Raw genomic sequence first — 14,536 nt, 5'->3', positions numbered from 1 at the left:
CGGTTCTCGAACAGGAATAATGACATTAGAGTCGAAAAAAAGTGATAGAAATCTTTAACTTACCCAGCTTTTTTATAATGCACTTATAACTCAGCAATGTTCTAACGTAATGAATTCAATTAAACAAACTTAAGAAACACGTAAAAATACAGTTAATTGAAGAATAATCTAGCAAATAATAAGTAGCTGATAATTCTGACAATAGTAGCAATTTTATGGTTTTAATCTATAGCAGAATCGTAAGCTTGATATGATTGTCGGTATATTCCAACCAATAGTCGGGAGATAAGAAAGCAACATTCAGTGTTATTGATTTAATAGTCAGTGGTGAGCGCACCGCAATCCACGATAAATGGTCAAAAAAATAAGCACTCAGTTATCAATAACCAAGCACTTATATTATGAGCTCTGTGAGCAAAAGCTGTCTAAAACGTTCCTTTATTTATCAAAAATCGCTAAGCCCATCAAGCCTTTTATCATAAAACGGTACGCTCAAATAATCTGATTAAAACCCAGCAGGAATAGTGCCCATGCGCTGACTGATGCCTTGTGGGCGACCAAGTAAACTGCTATAAATCGTGGCGTTTTCCATCACGTGCTTGACATAATTTCGGGTTTCAGGATAAGCAATCGATTCAACATATTGATCAGCGGCTAACGCGCCATAATTGGGCTGCCAACGTTTGGCTTTATTAGGTCCAGCGTTGTAACCCGCGGTTGCCAATACAGGCTGATAATTTAGTTTTGCAAGAATATCACTCATGTACCATGTGCCATAACGGATATTGGTATCGCCACTATTGGCACGGCTGGCGCTATAAGACTCACCTAAATTACGGGCGATATATTTTGCGGTATCGGGCATGATTTGCATCAAGCCACTAGCGCCAACATTCGAGCGCGCGGAGCTGACAAAACGGCTTTCTTGACGCATAATGCCATATGCCCACGCAGGATCAATACCGACAGATTGACTATATCGTACTACAGAGCTTTGGTGCGGCATCGGATGCGATAGTGCAAGGTTGGTAGCCGTATTGGTATTGTCAGCAGCATAAACCGCACGGTCAAGCCAGCCCATATCGTGTGCTTGGCGAGCGGCGGCAATGATTAAATTATCATCACGATTATCGCGTGCCTGCTTCACCGCCCAGTTCCATTCGCGGTTGGCATCGTTACGATTGGCATCGGCATTGTATAAGGCAAAAGCACGAGCGAAGTGTGGATTCTGCATCACGCGGGTGCGATCTGAGCCACTTATATTCGGCAAGCTATTGCCCAAACGATTAGCATCTAAGCGCTGTCCGACTTTATCTTTCGCCATTAAGCCATAGTATTCGTTACTCTTCGCTAAATGCTGATACATTTTTTTGGCGATATTACGTTTGTTATTATCATTTGATTGCTCGTAGGCACGCGCAAGCCAGTACTGCCATTGGTTGGACTTTTGGGTTTCAGCATCCATTCTGGAAATGGCTTCCACAACGTCATCCCAGCGGCTAAAGCGAATCGCGGCTTTGGCGTATTCTTCAGCTTCTTCTTGATTAAAATCATTATCTAAGCTATTACGAAACCAGTTTACCGCTTCGATATCAAAGCCATCATCGGTATTAAAACCCATGCGCTTGACCGCCACAGTGCGATAGGCATAACGGCGCGTTTCTTCATTTAATAATTTTTGAGCGCGTTGGTTGTCTCGGCTGATGTCAAACTCAACTTGCTGCGCCGCCTCCCGGTAAGATTTATCGGCAATGCGTCCAATGGCGTAAAGATAAAGGTATTGATTGACTTGGCTGGCGGGTTGGCTAGCAAAACGAGTTAGAAACGCATTGGGATTGAGCTGAATCTCACTTAATGCCGAATACGGAATGGACAGCCCTAATCGTGATGACAACGCCATGATATCGCCGGTACTGCCTTTACGCAGCATTCTCTTCAGGCGCGCTGTCCTATCCTTATTGCTAATCAGTGGATTATTATTCATCTCGGCTGCCAGCTGGTCACACAACGCAGGTTGCTTTGTGGTGTTCAGCCAAACAAATGGCTTTTCTGCCAGCGCACGCATAGTATCGCCACCGTGGTTGAAGCCAAGGGCAATGGCACAGCTTTCACTCCGGTCTGGATTGGTCACTAAGTTTGCCACTTGGCGCACAGATGCATAATCTCCAGAAGCCGCTTTGGTCTCAGCAAAATCTGCCACCAGCTTTTCTGCCATGACCGTCTTTGGATACTGACGAGCAAACTGTGCCACTGCCACTGAACTTTGCGTATTCAAATCTAAATTCATCCGCCAGTAAGTCGGATACATGGCAAATAAGCCGCCACTCATGATCTGCTCATAATTATAAAGCGCATTGATATCACCGCGACTGGCAGCTTGCGCGGCAGCATTAAAAGAGCTGGCACCAGTGTCTGGCGCGTAGCTGTTTTGCGAATAACTGCCATAAGGGTCAGCGCAAGCCACTTGCGACAAGCCAAGCGCACTCATTGCGGCTGCCACACTAAAGGCGCCTAAACGTAGCGAGCGCTGCTTATTATTAAACTGAGGATTTTGATTGGCAGCAGGCTGCTTTGTCATACGTATTCTCTTTATTAACTGAATGTTTGTTTGATGTCTATTTAATATCTGTTTTTTAAATTTAAGACATTCTTGATTTAGAGTATTTTCAAATTTAAGGCTTTTTTAAGAATTTTTTGATAGTTTTTGATAGTAACGGTTGTCACTATGGCACTTAACACCCCTATCATACCGCGTTCATTCTACTATATTCTTTTCACTTGCAGCCACTATCCTTACCATTTATCTCTGAATAAGACAGTACGGGGTAACACAAGTTGAATAATACATACGATTTAACTTATTTTTTGCAAAAACGTACCTTGGTTATTTATTAAAAATAGCTCACTGTTGCTTATAATAAGCGCAGCACTGTGTACGATTATACGTTAAGCAGTTGATAGTATTATTAATAATTTTTTATCCTTATCGTTAATCATAAACGGTTACTTTTCACATTGGTAGTCGATTATGATAAAATACGCCACCTATAATGGCGTGCTGCTACTATATTTTGTTTGCTAATCATGGACTTATCCTTATGAGTGTTTCTGTATTCGACCCCCGCACCGTTGACGCTGCAGTCGCAACCCCTGCTGTCACAGCACTCGTAGAGCCAAGTGCTGCGCAAGCAGAGGTTAGCGCGGTTAAAAAAGTCTTTATTACCACCCAAGGCTGTCAGATGAATGTCTATGATTCTGACAAGATGCTTGATGTGCTGGGTGACTCACACGGCATGCAAGTGACGCATAATATCGATGAAGCAGATGTGCTGTTAATGAACACCTGCTCCATTCGCGAAAAGGCACAAGAAAAAGTATTTTCAGAACTTGGACGCTGGCGCAAATTAAAAGAAAAACGTCCTGATTTGGTCATTGGCGTTGGCGGCTGCGTGGCATCGCAAGAAGGCGATAACATCCAAAAACGCGCGCCGTATGTTGATATGGTATTTGGTCCACAAACCTTGCACCGCTTGCCTGAGCTGTATGATCAATCTAACGAACAAAAAGACATCGCACCCAAAAATCGTATTGGTACGGTGGATGTATCATTTCCAAGTATTGAAAAATTTGACTTCTTGCCAGAGCCAAAAGTCGATGGGTTTAAGGCCTTTGTCTCTATTATGGAAGGCTGCTCAAAATATTGCTCATTTTGTGTCGTGCCTTATACACGCGGTGAAGAATTATCGCGTCCGCTCGATGACGTATTGGCTGAGATTGATACTCTAGCCGAGCAAGGCGTGCGTGAAATTAACCTTCTGGGTCAAAACGTTAATGGCTATCGTGGCGAAAAAGACGATGGAAGCATTTGCCGATTTGCCGAGCTGTTGCATTACGTCTCGCATGTCGATGGCGTTGAGCGCATTCGTTATACCACCAGCCATCCACTAGAATTTACCGATGATATCATCGATGCTTATGCACAATTACCACAATTGGTATCGCATCTACATTTGCCAGTACAAAGTGGCTCAAATGCGATTTTAGCAGCGATGAAACGTAACCATACCATTGATGTCTATACCACTCAAATTGACAAGCTCAAAGCGGTGCGCCCCGATATTCATTTATCCAGCGACTTTATCATTGGCTTTCCGGGTGAGACGGATGCTGATTTTCAAGATACCTTGCAATTGGCAAAAGATTTAAACTTTGACCATTCTTACAGCTTTATTTATTCTAAACGTCCGGGTACACCGGCATCAGAATTACCCGATGATGTGAGTTTTGCCACTAAAAAAGCGCGCTTAGCTGAATTCCAAAAAGTAATTATCGACTCAACGCTACAAAAATCGCATGACATGGTCGGCACTACCGCTCGCGTCTTGGTCGAGCAAGTTGCCAATCGCCATCCTGATTGCTTGATCGGTACGGCGGATAATACGCGCACCGTAATGTTTCCTTATGACGAAGATAAAATGGATGAGCTACTGGGTAAAATCGTCAACGTCCGTATCACTGATTTTGTTAGTCCGCATATGGTAAAAGGTGAGTTGGTAGAAGTAGTCGCTTAGATTTTAAAATTTTAACGATTAAAAACTTAATCATTAAAAAATTATCGTAATAAAAAGCCGTACACTAAGTTAGATAGTGCACGGCTTTTTTGTGGATGAAAACGGCTTGGCGTTTGATTAACCTTTATTCTGATAACCAATCTGTCTGCCGCAAGTTTTGCTTGGTTTCACGGCGACGTTTTTTACGCACACAGTCAATATCTTCTTTTTCATGAATACCGCCTTTTTTTAATAGCGGATTCAGTACCAAGTAATTACGCGGTTTGACTGCGCCCAGTGAAAATGACTGCTTTTCTTGCTGCTCTAACTGCCGTTCAATTTTTTTGGCTTGTTTAAGCGTTTCTTTTAAGCTCATTATTTTACCTATCTTAGTCTTTTAAAAATTTGAAGACGTTAGCCTTTCACACACATGACTTGCTTGAGCGTATGCACCACTTCTACCAAGTCCGACTGGTTTGCCATCACCTCATCAATGTCTTTATACGCACTCGGTATTTCGTCGAGTACGCTTTTGTCTTTTCGACATTCAACGCCTTCGGTTTGCGCTTTTAGCTCATCAACAGTGAACGAGCGCACCGCCTTACTACGGCTCATGCGTCGCCCTGCGCCATGTGAACAGGAGCAAAACGATTCATCATTACCCAGACCACGCACAATAAAGGACTTGGCGCCCATTGAACCAGGGATAATACCCAGCTCGCCTTCGTAAGCACTAATCGCGCCTTTACGAGTGACATAAACCTGCTCGCCGAAATGCACTTCTTCATTGACATAATTATGATGGCAGTTAATCGCCTCTTTGGTCAGCTGAAACAGTGGCAATCCAGATTGACGTGATTGTAGGGCATCAATTACCAAGCGCATCATCTCGCGGCGGTTTTCCAAAGCATAGTCTTGCGCCCACTCGACAGCCTCAATGTAATCGGCAAAACTTTTCGACCCTTCAGCAAAATAAGACAAGTCTTGATCCGGCACATGTCCAAAGCGTGATTGGCGCTCCTTTTTGGCAAGAGCAATAAAATATTGCCCGATACAATTACCAATACCACGACTGCCCGAATGCAACATCACCCAAACGTCTTGATTTTCATCCAAACATAGCTCGATAAAATGATTGCCACCGCCCAAAGTTCCTAACTGTTTTGCCCACGTCCGCTCAAAACCTCTGAGCATTTTTAATAGCCCCGGATGTTTATCCGTAATCGGCTGCAGGCGTTTATTAAGTGGGTCAAGTGTCGACATCTTAGCCGCGATTTGCTTATGCATATTAAAACCGACCGGCACTTGCTGCTCAATGGCAAGGCGCAATGACTTTAAACTATCGGGTAAATCACTGGCTGTCAGGGACAAGCGCACCGCATTCATCCCGCAACCGATATCCACCCCCACCGCCGCCGGAATAATCGCCGATTTGGTTGGAATTACGCTGCCCACCGTTGCACCAATACCCACATGCACATCCGGCATGACCGCGATATGTGAGTGGATAAATTCTAATTTTGCCACATTGCGCAGCTGATCCATCGCGCCTTGGTCAATATCAGTGGTATAAATCTTGACGGGTACACCGTGGTGTCCACTATCATTTAGTATTAATTGAATACTCATGAATTCATTTTTCCGTTTTTCTATTTATATTTTTTAGTTATTTTGGTATTTTATTAATTAGCTTATTTATTAATTCATAGTCTTAATTATTTAAATTTAGGCAGCACTAATTCACCTTAACTTAAAAAGGTTAAAAAATAGAATTAGTAAATAATAGACAATAAAAAACCATTATCTTTATTTATTCTAAAAAATAGAATCCATAAAAATAGGTTTATTTTATAAGTTCTTGTTAGACGTTTAAGAGGATGAGAAGTGGAGTCATATACAGCGGCGACCAATACTGCAAAAATATAATGCGTATACAAACCATATCAACAAAAAAATGGCTGACAAGTTTATAAACACAATGCTTTTAGCAAAAAGGTCTAAGATAACGCAAAGGCAGTCGGATAAAGCGAGTGCTACTTAGCCTAACCATAGTGAGGTTATCATCACTGATGTTCTCTCCACATACTCCATCTTTAAAAACGTTTGAATATTTAGGTGTGACATTATGATTCCTCCCTTGGTTGTGGCTTATTGCCAATGATTGACAACAGCAAATAAAACTGGATACGCTAAACAATAAATATTGTTAGGTATGATTGGATAATAGACGATTATAATAAACCTTTAAAATTAAATGTCAATTATTTTTTATAGTGAATATAAATTTTATGTATTAGAAATAAATAATTTATTAAATGCTTTTCTAAAAAATTAATATTTATTAGTTAATGAATAAAATGATTTCCCACTTCAATTAATAAAGCCAGTGCAATGATGACGAAGATTACGCCACAACCGCGATTCAACCACGCCAAACGCGCGCCAACATCCAGCCAACCTGATAGTTTTTTGCCACCGATGGTATAAATTAGCTGCCAAATAGTCTCACTCAAATAAAGCGCTAGCGTCAGCACCACATATTGCGCCCAGAGTGAACGAGAAAAATTAATAAACTTGGGGAAAAATGCGGCAAAAAATAAAATCGCTTTAGGGTTGGATAAGGCAACCCAAACGCCGGTACGAAACAAAATAAAGTTGCTGGGTGCTATCGTCACGGCAGCACTCGATAACGAGCGCGGAGCAGGAATATTCAACGGCTTATCAGGGTAGCTAGCTGCCACTTCGTCACTCAGTATCTGTGCATCGTCCATCAAGCTGCTATTATTTGCCGCATTACGCCAAGCACTAATGCCCAAATACAGTAAATACAATCCGCCTACCGCTTTAATCAGCGTCAAAATCCACGGCGATTGGCGACTGATGACATCTAGCCCCAATAAGGTTGATAAGAGTAAAATAAACAGCCCTAGGCTAAGCCCTGCCAGCGTCCATAACGTCCGTTTAACGCCATAATTCAGCCCATACTGGAACGCCAGCAACATATTAGGACCTGGAGTTGCCGATATAAAAAACGTACTCACAAAAAATACCACAAACAGATGCCAAGACATCAACTAACCCCTACTTTTTGAATAGTGCACATTTAGCTAATGCACTCACTGCCCTAAATATAAAAAGCAAACACCGCCATGAGGGCGGTGTTTATTGAGACAGTTTAAACCATAATAGGCGCTAAAATAAACTGCTTATTCAGCTCCTGCTAAAATATCAGACTAAAAGTGACGTAAAAGTCTGATTCTAAAAACAGGGACAACCCTCCTAACGGCAACGTTCTAATAATTGCGCTAAGAAATTATCACAACGTTCGAGCTCGCTCAGCTCGACATACTCATCGGCTTTATGTGCCTGTTCAATGCTGCCCGGACCACAAATGATAGTAGGAATACCGGCATCGGTAAATTGCCCGCCCTCAGTGGCATAGGCAACTTTATGACGCTTATCATCGGTGACGAGTGCGGCAATAAGATGTTGCAGCTCAGCACTGTCATCATCGGTCATTGCCGGTACGCTTTCTTGCTGTTGTAACTCAATACCTGTCTCGGGTGCACGCGCTTGCATTTGCGCCGTTAACTCAGCAACTTTAGCTTGAATGGGCAGCAAAATATCGTCTTGAGTCATGTGTGGCAAATTACGATAGTCAAAGGTAAACTCACATAAATTTGGCACGATGTTGGTTGCCGTTCCCCCTTGAATAGTACCCACTGATAAGGTCGAATAAGGCACATCAAACAACGGGTCATTATCATCGCGGTGGGTTAACTGCTCAGCTAACGTATCGACAAAGCCCACCAAACGACTGGCATAACTGATTGCATTGACCCCTTGCGGGGTTAAAGAGGAATGCGCAGACTTGCCATGCACACGGCAGCGATAAACTGCAATGCCCTTATGCGCGACCACCATCGTCATATTGGTCGGCTCTCCCACGATACAATAATCAGGCGTGATATTGCGCGCTGCCAAATCTGCCAATATCAATGGCGCACCAAGGCAACCCACCTCTTCATCAAATGACAAAGCCAAATGCAACGGGCGACGTAGTTGACCTTTGTTAGACAACGCCACCGCATCCGGTAACATCGTCAACGCACAAGCAATAAAACCCTTCATGTCACAAGCCCCGCGTCCATAAAGACGCGACCCACGGATAGTGGCGGTAAAGGGATCAGACGTCCATGCCTGCCCATCGACAGGTACAACATCGGTATGACCAGATAGCACCAAGCCACCCGTAACGATATCAGCTTGTTTGCCAGCAGGAACAGTGACAAATAAATTGGCTTTACTTCTTGCCTCATTAAAGGTCAAATCAACGCTTAAGCCTAATCGCGCACAATAAACCTGCACATCTTCAATCAACGTAAGATTTGAATAGCGGCTGACCGTATCAAATGCAATCAGACGCGTGAGCCAGTCAACACTATTACTGGGATAACTATTCGTAATGTCATTCTCCATAGTATTATCAATCATATCACTCATTGTATTCTCACTCTTATTATTGGTGGTCATCACAAATCCTCAGTCAGCCTAATTCAACGATTACGCCTTATTGACTAACAACCTTGATTGGTAACGTTAATTGCCAATATTAAAGGTCAATATGAGAGATCGATGTCAATTATCAGTATTTAAATGCGCGCAATTGCAATGCTTTCATCTCTTCATCTAAGCCTGCAATCGGACCGTCAACGGGTATATGTGGCGCAACTTCTTGGATGGATAATGTGTTAATCGGTGATGTGGATTCCACACCCACCTCATCCATCCACTCGCCCAATTGTTTTGAAGAGCTAATATAGACAATACGACCGAGCCCTGCCCAAGCATGAGCAGCTGAGCACATAGCGCAATGCTCACCTGACGTATAAACCACTGTTGTTTTTCTGGCTGCTGCACTCATGTTTTGCGCTGCCCATTTCGCTACGGCAATCTCAGGATGGTACGTGGCATCCACACTATTGGCGCGATTCCGATCTTCGTTCATCACGTTACCATCACTATCCACTAACACACTGCCAAACGGCTCGTCTCCTGCCTCTAATGCTTCAGTCGCAAGCTCAATACAACGGCGCAAATGAGCGTTATCTTTATCAGTTATCATAACTCCATCTCTCTTATATCTTGTTATCGCGGCATACTGTTATTTCAACACAACGTTATCGCCACCTATTTTATACCACGACTATGATAACAAAGGCTCATCACATAGAGAGTTACCTTATTTATGAATAAAGTAACTCTAGTTGCAAGCCATTTCACTAAATAAAACAGCTATTTTACAAAGTCTTATTACTAAAAAAAACAGCGGCTGGTGACCACTGTTTTATAAAAAATACTGTTCGCAAGTTAGTTCACTTACGACGGATTATTTTGATTCATCACATCAATGACAGGTGGCATTGGCTTTGGCAATTTGCCTTCTGCTTGCAGCTCTTTGGTGGTTTTAGCATCCATTTTTAGCCCAGCAATCAATGCTAAATCTTTGACCGATTTACGTTGGCGCGTAGCAAAGCTGACTGGAATCATGCGCGCAAACTCATAAATATAAATATAAGATTCCTCGCCGCCTTCATATTCTTCATCGTCTTCTAAACGAATGCCGCCAATTTTTGCCAAGTCCATCAGCATCTCATTTTCTTCGGCACTGATTCGACAGTCAGAGATACCAAAACCCGTCATAAAGCCATTTGCCCACTGTTTTAGTGCAATTACTCGCTCATATAAGTCATGGTCATCATCAGGCACGAGTGGCGTATAGGCATAGGCATCATCTTTATCTTTAAGCTGAAAAACCGTATCTTCTGCCTCTTCGGTCAACAGCGTTAACGCAGCATCAGGTAGCGACGCAAAGCTCAACTCTTCTAAAATAGTTGCCCAACCTTGCTCATCAGGGGCATCACATGCGGTCATCAATCCTGTCATAAAACCATGTATTTCACTGACAGATACATCTGTCCAATCCTCAAACGCCTCACACCATGTGTTCCAGCCAGAGATATTGTCATTCATAAAAATTATCCTAATAAGTCATGCGCGTATAATAAGTATTGCGCGGCACACTAGCGACGCTTGGACGCTACGTTACTAATGCGATTCTACCGTAAAAAATAAAGTCCGGAGTGCAATTACTTTGTTGATATAGCTATAATGCGGTCACCTGTGGCATTATTAAACATATCACACAAAATTCATTCACATTCACACGTTAAGGGTAAAAACTGACTATGTATGAGCACCTGTTACATTTAGAAAAAACGATACTGACGATTAAAAAACAGCATCGACTGGTCAGTGCTGAGCTGAATATGCTAAAGCAACAAAGTAGCGGCTCAAAAGAGTTTAACGCGCTGAAGACCAATCTTGAAAGCACTCAGACAGAACGAGATACCCTCAAAAAACAATTGAGCGCCTTTGATGAGCGTTATCAAAATCTTGCCGAAGCCCATCATATGCTTGGCGAAGAGCAAGACAAATTGCAACAACAGCTTGCTGACTTGCAACAGCAGAATAAAGCACTGCAACAACAAAATGCTGATATACAGCAGAAAAACGCGACCTTGCAACATCAAATAGCAGAAGTCGATAAGAAAAACATCAACCTACAAGAAAAAAATAGACTGGCATCTGAGCGTACTCAAGTGGTCTTAGATCGACTGACACATATTGATCAAGTAGATGGTTAAGAATGGGTGAATTTAACCAATAGCTGTCTCTACCATTATTTTTATCGACTTATGCCTTTAACCCAACTTGATACCTTGTAGGATTTCTTATGACCGACGCCAATAGCGATACTGATATTAATGACTATATTGACCCACAAATCAGTGAAAATATTTCAGCAGACTCAGTAGAAATAACTGAAACCTCTGATTCTGAGCTCACTTTGAACAGCAATGATAGCCAAGATTTAGAATCTAGTACCACGGAGTTAGAGCAAGCTGACGACGAAACACCAGAGCCACAGATGAAAAAAGTGGATATCGTCATTGCAGGTAATACCTATCCAATCTACTGCCCTATCAATGAAGAAGAAGCATTGCGCTCAGCGGTATATGTTATTAATAACTCCGTTCTGGATCTCAAAGAGCAAGCGCCAAATTTAACCCAAGAAAATCTGCTGGTATTATGCTGTTTAAATCTTCAAGAGAAAATTCATAGCCAGCAAAAAGACGTTGAGCAACATTATCATAACGCTGAACAGTCAGAGATGCTGTTGAATAAAATCATTGATGACGCTGATTCTGTTTTACTATAGATCGTCTTTGTTACCGTTAAGTCTCACCCAACGGTAAACTGCATATTAAACGTTGTCTTGTTTAGTGGCGTGCTTTTTGCCTGCGTGGAAGTCCGCTTGGTGTTCATAATTGCAGAAGAATAAGTCGCCTTCAGTATAAGTAACGATATTACTATCGTTACTTGCTGACGCTGATTCTAATGGCACTGATTGCGGCTCTAGAACACCACGATACTCCGCCAAACTGTGACCACAAAAGTTGCATTGGCGCGGTGTAGTGATATCGCCTTTTTTCGGCATCATACTTTTGGGTGGACGCGGATACATAACTTTATAAAAGCCCCACATCACAATCCAGACGATAATTAAGATAGTAATCACGGCAAACACGGCAGTGCTCCTGTAAATTATGGGAATAAATGCAAATCAATAAAAGTAAGGGTTATTGCTAAAGTTTACTGCAATTTAATTTATCTACCTAGCTATTGCCTGCTTTAATCATGCAAACAATAAGACTTGTTAGAAACTCAATAATAACAAATAAAAAAGATTGGTATAAAAAAACTGGCTCTAGGTAGCCAGTTTCTTTATTTTAAAAATCACGATAATTTAGATAATCAGCTTATAGCTGCAACTCACTAATATCAGCCACGGTTAAAAACAGTGCGCGTACTTGTTTTAATAATGCCAAGCGGTTATTTTTCAGCGCCGTATCTTCACTATTCACCATAACCCCATCAAAGAACTGAGTTAACGGCTCATCTAAGCTGGCTAAGGTTTGCAGCGCTTGCGTGTAATTGGCTTGCGCTAATAGTGGCTGTACAGCGGTTTGCGCGTGGCGAACGCTGCTATATAACGCTTGTTCAGCAGGCTCAGTTAATAGCGTCTCATCTACGCTTTCAGAAACTGCGCTTTCGGATTTTGCCAAAATATTTGCGACACGTTTATTAGAATCGGCAAGCATTGACGCTTGCGATAACGCTCTGAACGCTTGTACTGCACGAATACGCTGGTCAAAATCAAGCGGCATATGCGGATTAATTGCTTGTACCGCTTGAATGGTATCAACGCTGACGCCTTGCTCGGTATACATTGCCCGATAGCGAGAATTTAAAAAGTTCATCACTTGGGTAAAGGTATCGCCCATATTAGTAATTTTACTACCGCTCGCATCGTTATAATTTTTTATCGCTTGCTCAACGAGCACAATTAAATTAATTGGCAACTGTTTTTCGATTAAAATACGTAATATTCCAATCGCTGAGCGGCGCAAGCTAAACGGATCCTTTGAGCCTGTTGGCGGTTGACCGATGGCAAAAATACCGACTAAAGTATCTAAGCGATCCGCCAATGCCAAACAAATACCAATTGGCGTTTTTGGCAACGCATCACCGCTGAATTTCGGTAGATACTGCTCCTCTAAACTGGCAGCAACGGCTTCAGGCTCACCGTTTAAGCGGGCATAATACGTGCCGGCAATACCTTGTAAATCAGGATATTCACTAACCAGCGAGCTTGCCAAATCTGCTTTCGATAACATTGCAGCACGTGCCGTTTCATCAATATTAACTTGTTGACCTTGCTCTTGTAACAACGTGGCGATAAAGGTCGCAAGCTTAGCAATACGAGCCGATTTCTCCCAAATGCTGCCAAGTTGGTCTTGAAAAATACGGGTCTTTAAATTTTCGGTCAGTGCTGATAAAGGCTGCTTTTGATCTTGTAAGAAGAAGAACTCGGCATCAGCCAAGCGCGGACGCACCACTTTTTCATTGCCTTCAATAATTTGCTTAGGGTCTTTAGAGGCAATATTGGTAATAAAAATAAAATAAGGCTGCAATTTACCGTCTTTATCGGTCAAGCAAAAATACTTTTGATCGGCTTGCATGGTTGAGATGAGCGCTTCTTGCGGGACTTGTAAAAAGCGCGGCTCAAAATCTGCACGTAAGGCAATTGGAAAATCAACCAATGCCGTCACTTCATCTAATAAATCTTGCGGTACAATAGCAGTCGCATTGATTTCGTCCGCCAGCGCTTGAACTTGATTGTTAATAAAGGCTTGGCGCTTATCAAAATCCGCTACGACTTTAAGACCCTCTAATAGCGCCTCGTAGTCATTGGCATGATTGATAGCGTGATAGTCGGGGCTATGAAAACGATGTCCGCGCGTCTGCTGACCGCTTTGATGACCCTGAATGGTGGCATCAATCACTGTATCGTCAGCCATTAATACTACCCACTGTACAGGACGCACAAACTCATTACGGCTGGTACCTGAACGCATACGTTTGGCAATCGGTAAATTATCGAGCGCCGTTTGGAAAATTTGCGGTAATAAATCAGCCACCGCTTTACCATGAACCATTTGCTCATAGCCCACATAATCGCCTTTATCAGTATTTATAATCATCAGCTCACTGGCTTCAATACCCAAGCCCTTAGCAAAACCAATAGCGGCACGCGTTGGATTACCTTCAGCATCGAACGCAGCTTTAATTGCAGGTCCACGTTTTTGCTCACTACGATCAGGCTGCTTGTCAGCAATACCGTGAATCTGCAAAGCCAAACGGCGCGGTGCGGCAAAGGCTTTAATAGTGTCAAAGCTAATATCAGCGTCTGATAATTGCTCAGTCACGCTGTTTTGGAGCGCGTCACGTAAGGTCTTTAAACTTTTTGGCGGCAGTTCTTCACACCCCAGTTCAAACAGAATAGTGGTCATGGGATGCTC

12 protein-coding genes are annotated in these 14,536 nt (G+C 42.6%); 3 read left to right on the top strand and 9 right to left on the bottom strand.

The features are described from left to right. Positions 1-505: 505 nt before the first annotated feature. The gene (locus tag H2245_RS08495) at positions 506-2,488 is read right to left on the bottom strand and encodes a lytic transglycosylase domain-containing protein (protein ID WP_182407110.1); all 1,983 of its coding nucleotides are present in this window, start codon (positions 2,486-2,488) and stop codon (positions 506-508) included. Between the two features lie 610 nt (positions 2,489-3,098). Here H2245_RS08495 and miaB point away from each other — a divergent pair. Further along, positions 3,099-4,571 (top strand): tRNA (N6-isopentenyl adenosine(37)-C2)-methylthiotransferase MiaB, encoded by a 1,473-nt coding sequence (miaB, locus tag H2245_RS08490; RefSeq protein ID WP_182406971.1) that lies wholly within the window; start codon positions 3,099-3,101, stop codon positions 4,569-4,571. A gap of 124 nt (positions 4,572-4,695) precedes the next feature. Here miaB and H2245_RS08485 read toward each other — a convergent pair whose 3' ends face one another. The 6 genes from H2245_RS08485 to H2245_RS08460 all read right to left on the bottom strand — a co-directional run bounded on the left by H2245_RS08485 (position 4,696) and on the right by H2245_RS08460 (position 10,583). Further along, positions 4,696-4,926 carry a hypothetical protein gene (locus H2245_RS08485; RefSeq protein ID WP_182406970.1) on the bottom strand — a complete coding sequence of 77 codons (231 nt, stop codon included), beginning with the start codon at positions 4,924-4,926 and terminating at the stop codon, positions 4,696-4,698. A gap of 38 nt (positions 4,927-4,964) precedes the next feature. Beyond that, positions 4,965-6,179 (bottom strand): RtcB family protein, encoded by a 1,215-nt coding sequence (locus H2245_RS08480; protein ID WP_182406969.1) that lies wholly within the window; start codon positions 6,177-6,179, stop codon positions 4,965-4,967. Between the two features lie 716 nt (positions 6,180-6,895). Continuing rightward, complete coding sequence (locus H2245_RS08475) at positions 6,896-7,621, bottom strand: LysE family translocator (protein WP_182406968.1); 726 nt, start codon at positions 7,619-7,621, stop codon at positions 6,896-6,898. Between the two features lie 208 nt (positions 7,622-7,829). After that, entirely contained in the window at positions 7,830-9,053 is a 1,224-nt protein-coding gene (argE, locus tag H2245_RS08470) for an acetylornithine deacetylase (RefSeq protein ID WP_259365156.1), read from the bottom strand. Between the two features lie 142 nt (positions 9,054-9,195). Continuing rightward, positions 9,196-9,675 (bottom strand): nucleoside deaminase, encoded by a 480-nt coding sequence (locus tag H2245_RS08465; RefSeq protein WP_182406966.1) that lies wholly within the window; start codon positions 9,673-9,675, stop codon positions 9,196-9,198. 254 nt (positions 9,676-9,929) lie between these two features. Then, entirely contained in the window at positions 9,930-10,583 is a 654-nt protein-coding gene (locus H2245_RS08460; protein WP_182406965.1) for a UPF0149 family protein, read from the bottom strand. A 215-nt stretch (positions 10,584-10,798) separates the two neighbouring features. Between H2245_RS08460 and H2245_RS08455 the strand changes: the two genes are divergently transcribed. Continuing rightward, entirely contained in the window at positions 10,799-11,257 is a 459-nt protein-coding gene (locus tag H2245_RS08455; protein ID WP_182406964.1) for a hypothetical protein, read from the top strand. Between the two features lie 89 nt (positions 11,258-11,346). Further along, positions 11,347-11,832: a cell division protein ZapA gene (locus tag H2245_RS08450; RefSeq protein ID WP_182406963.1), complete on the top strand. Its 486-nt coding sequence runs from the start codon at positions 11,347-11,349 to the stop codon at positions 11,830-11,832. A 45-nt stretch (positions 11,833-11,877) separates the two neighbouring features. On the opposite strand, the gene H2245_RS08445 is transcribed toward H2245_RS08450, so the two are convergent. Both H2245_RS08445 and glyS read right to left on the bottom strand, forming a co-directional pair. Continuing rightward, positions 11,878-12,201, bottom strand: coding sequence for a hypothetical protein (locus H2245_RS08445; protein ID WP_310734127.1), 324 nt, complete (start codon positions 12,199-12,201; stop codon positions 11,878-11,880). Between the two features lie 232 nt (positions 12,202-12,433). Next, complete coding sequence (gene glyS / locus H2245_RS08440; protein ID WP_182406962.1) at positions 12,434-14,527, bottom strand: glycine--tRNA ligase subunit beta; 2,094 nt, start codon at positions 14,525-14,527, stop codon at positions 12,434-12,436. Positions 14,528-14,536 lie beyond the last annotated feature (9 nt).

This window comes from Psychrobacter sp. GP33 (assembly GCF_014119005.1).
GTDB lineage: Bacteria > Pseudomonadota > Gammaproteobacteria > Pseudomonadales > Moraxellaceae > Psychrobacter.
The sequence above is the reverse complement of the archived record's forward strand: the minus strand, read 5'-3'. Positions and strand labels throughout refer to the sequence as shown.

Bases quoted from the DNA above. Each gene is read 5' to 3' on its own strand.
- H2245_RS08495 (WP_182407110.1), bottom strand. From the start codon at position 2,488: ATGAGTGCGCTTGGCTTGTCGCAAGTGGCTTGCGCTGACCCTTATGGC.
- miaB (WP_182406971.1), top strand. From the start codon at position 3,099: ATGAGTGTTTCTGTATTCGACCCCCGCACCGTTGACGCTGCAGTCGCA.
- H2245_RS08485 (WP_182406970.1), bottom strand. From the start codon at position 4,926: ATGAGCTTAAAAGAAACGCTTAAACAAGCCAAAAAAATTGAACGGCAG.
- H2245_RS08480 (WP_182406969.1), bottom strand. From the start codon at position 6,179: ATGAGTATTCAATTAATACTAAATGATAGTGGACACCACGGTGTACCC.
- H2245_RS08475 (WP_182406968.1), bottom strand. From the start codon at position 7,621: ATGTCTTGGCATCTGTTTGTGGTATTTTTTGTGAGTACGTTTTTTATA.
- argE (WP_259365156.1), bottom strand. From the start codon at position 9,053: ATGAGTGATATGATTGATAATACTATGGAGAATGACATTACGAATAGT.
- H2245_RS08465 (WP_182406966.1), bottom strand. From the start codon at position 9,675: ATGATAACTGATAAAGATAACGCTCATTTGCGCCGTTGTATTGAGCTT.
- H2245_RS08460 (WP_182406965.1), bottom strand. From the start codon at position 10,583: ATGAATGACAATATCTCTGGCTGGAACACATGGTGTGAGGCGTTTGAG.
- H2245_RS08455 (WP_182406964.1), top strand. From the start codon at position 10,799: ATGTATGAGCACCTGTTACATTTAGAAAAAACGATACTGACGATTAAA.
- H2245_RS08450 (WP_182406963.1), top strand. From the start codon at position 11,347: ATGACCGACGCCAATAGCGATACTGATATTAATGACTATATTGACCCA.
- glyS (WP_182406962.1), bottom strand. From the start codon at position 14,527: ATGACCACTATTCTGTTTGAACTGGGGTGTGAAGAACTGCCGCCAAAA.